Genomic DNA, 2,913 nt, shown 5'->3' with positions numbered 1-2,913 from the left:
TTGGGTGTTGTATGGTTAAGCCTCTCGGGCAATTAGTACAGGTTAGCTTAACGCCTTACAACGCTTCCACACCCTGCCTATCAACGTCATCGTCTATAACAACCCTTCCAGACCTTAAAGGTCAGGGATGACTCATCTCTGGGCCGGCTTCCCGCTTAGATGCTTTCAGCGGTTATCCGTTCCGAACGTAGCTACCGGGCAATGCCATTGGCATGACAACCCGAACACCAGCGGTTCGTCCACTCCGGTCCTCTCGTACTAGGAGCAGCTCCCATCAATCATCCAACGCCCACACCAGATAGGGACCGAACTGTCTCACGACGTTCTAAACCCAGCTCGCGTACCACTTTAAATGGCGAACAGCCATACCCTTGGGACCGACTTCAGCCCCAGGATGTGATGAGCCGACATCGAGGTGCCAAACACCGCCGTCGATATGAACTCTTGGGCGGTATCAGCCTGTTATCCCCGGAGTACCTTTTATCCGTTGAGCGATGGCCCTTCCATACAGAACCACCGGATCACTATGACCTACTTTCGTACCTGCTCGACGTGTCTGTCTCGCAGTTAAGCTAGCTTATGCCATTGCACTAACCTCACGATGTCCGACCGTGATTAGCTAACCTTCGTGCTCCTCCGTTACTATTTGGGAGGAGACCGCCCCAGTCAAACTACCCACCAGACACTGTCCACAACCCCGATAAGGGGCCAATGTTAGAACATCAAACGTACAAGGGTGGTATTTCAAGGACGGCTCCACACAATCTAGCGACTGTGCTTCGAAGCCTCCCACCTATCCTACACATGTAGGTTCAATGTTCAGTGCCAAGCTGTAGTAAAGGTTCACGGGGTCTTTCCGTCTAGGTGCGGGTACACAGCATCTTCACTGCGATTTCAATTTCACTGAGTCTCGGGTGGAGACAGCGTGGCCATGGTTACACCATTCGTGCAGGTCGGAACTTACCCGACAAGGAATTTCGCTACCTTAGGACCGTTATAGTTACGGCCGCCGTTTACCGGGGCTTCGATCAAGAGCTTCGCTTACGCTAACCCCATCAATTAACCTTCCGGCACCGGGCAGGTGTCACACCCTATACGTCCTCTTGCGAGTTTGCAGAGTGCTGTGTTTTTAATAAACAGTCCCAGCCACCTGGTCACTGCGGCCCTCATTCGCTCAAGGAGCAAGTCCTATCACAAGCAAGGGCGTACCTTCTCCCGAAGTTACGGTACAATTTTGCCGAGTTCCTTCACCCGAGTTCTCTCAAGCGCCTTAGTATTCTCTACCTGACCACCTGTGTCGGTTTGGGGTACGGTTCATATAATCATAAGTTTAGAAGCTTTTCCTGGAAGCAGGGCATCAACAACTTCACTCCCTTGGGAGCTCGTCTCGTGTCTCGGCCTTAGAACTCCGGATTTACCTAAAATTCCAGCCTACACACTTTCACTTGGACTACCAACGCCAAGCTTGCCTAGCCTTCTCCGTCCCTCCATCACTGATTATACAAGTACGGAAATATTAATCCGTTTCCCATCGACTACGCATTTCTGCCTCGCCTTAGGGGCCGACTTACCCTGCCCTGATTAGCATGGGACAGGAAACCTTGGTCTTCCGGCGTGGGAGTTTTTCACTCCCATTATCGTTACTCATGTCAGCATTCGCACTTGTGATATGTCCAGCAAGCTTTACAACTCACCTTCATCCACTTACACAACGCTCCCCTACCCAGCACAGTAAACTGTGCTGCCGCAGCTTCGGTATATTGCTTAGCCCCGTTACATCTTCCGCGCAGGCCGACTCGACTAGTGAGCTATTACGCTTTCTTTAAAGGGTGGCTGCTTCTAAGCCAACCTCCTAGCTGTCTATGCCTTCCCACATCGTTTCCCACTTAGCAATATTTTGGGACCTTAGCTGGCGGTCTGGGTTGTTTCCCTCTCCACGACGGACGTTAGCACCCGCCGTGTGTCTCCCGGATAGTTCTCATTGGTATTCGGAGTTTGCAAAGGGTTGGTAAGTCGGGATGACCCCCTAGCCTTAACAGTGCTCTACCCCCAATGGAATTCGTCCGAGGCTCTACCTAAATAGATTTCGGGGAGAACCAGCTATCTCCCGGTTTGATTGGCCTTTCACCCCCAGCCACAAGTCATCCGCTAACTTTTCAACGTTAGTCGGTTCGGTCCTCCAGTTGATGTTACTCAACCTTCAACCTGCCCATGGCTAGATCACCGGGTTTCGGGTCTATACCTAGCAACTCAACGCGCAGTTAACACTCGCTTTCGCTACGGCTCCGCTATTCGCTTAACCTTGCTACTAAATATAAGTCGCTGACCCATTATACAAAAGGTACGCAGTCACACCACGAAGGTGCTCCTACTGCTTGTACGTATACGGTTTCAGGTTCTATTTCACTCCCCTCACAGGGGTTCTTTTCGCCTTTCCCTCACGGTACTGGTTCACTATCGGTCAGTTAGGAGTATTTAGCCTTGGAGGATGGTCCCCCCATATTCAGTCAAGATAACACGTGTCCCGACCTACTCGATTTCACTGTAAAGCACGCTTTGTGTACGGGGCTATCACCCTGTATCGCTCCTCTTCCCAAAGGATTCCACTACACACTAAACAGCTTAAGGGCTGCTCCCCGTTCGCTCGCCGCTACTAGGGGAATCTCAATTGATTTCTTTTCCTAAGGGTACTTAGATGTTTCAGTTCCCCTCGTTCGCCTCGTTACACTATGTATTCATGTAACGATACCTGTAAACAGGTGGGTTTCCCCATTCGGACATCTGTGGCTCAAATGCATTTTGTCGGCTCACCACAGCTTTTCGCAGACTTACACGTCCTTCATCGCCTCTAACTGCCAAGGCATCCACCGTATACGCTTCGTCACTTAACCATACAACCCTAAAAAGCCTTGA

1 rRNA gene is annotated in these 2,913 nt (G+C 50.9%); it reads right to left on the bottom strand.

The features are described from left to right. Positions 1 to 11: 11 nt before the first annotated feature. Positions 12 to 2,891, bottom strand: a 23S ribosomal RNA gene (locus JV36_RS0103975). Between the last annotated feature and the right edge of the window lie 22 nt (positions 2,892 to 2,913).

Source organism: Alteromonas sp. LOR (assembly GCF_000753865.1).
In the GTDB taxonomy this organism is placed as follows: domain Bacteria; phylum Pseudomonadota; class Gammaproteobacteria; order Enterobacterales; family Alteromonadaceae; genus Alteromonas.
The sequence above is the reverse complement of the archived record's forward strand: the minus strand, read 5'-3'. Positions and strand labels throughout refer to the sequence as shown.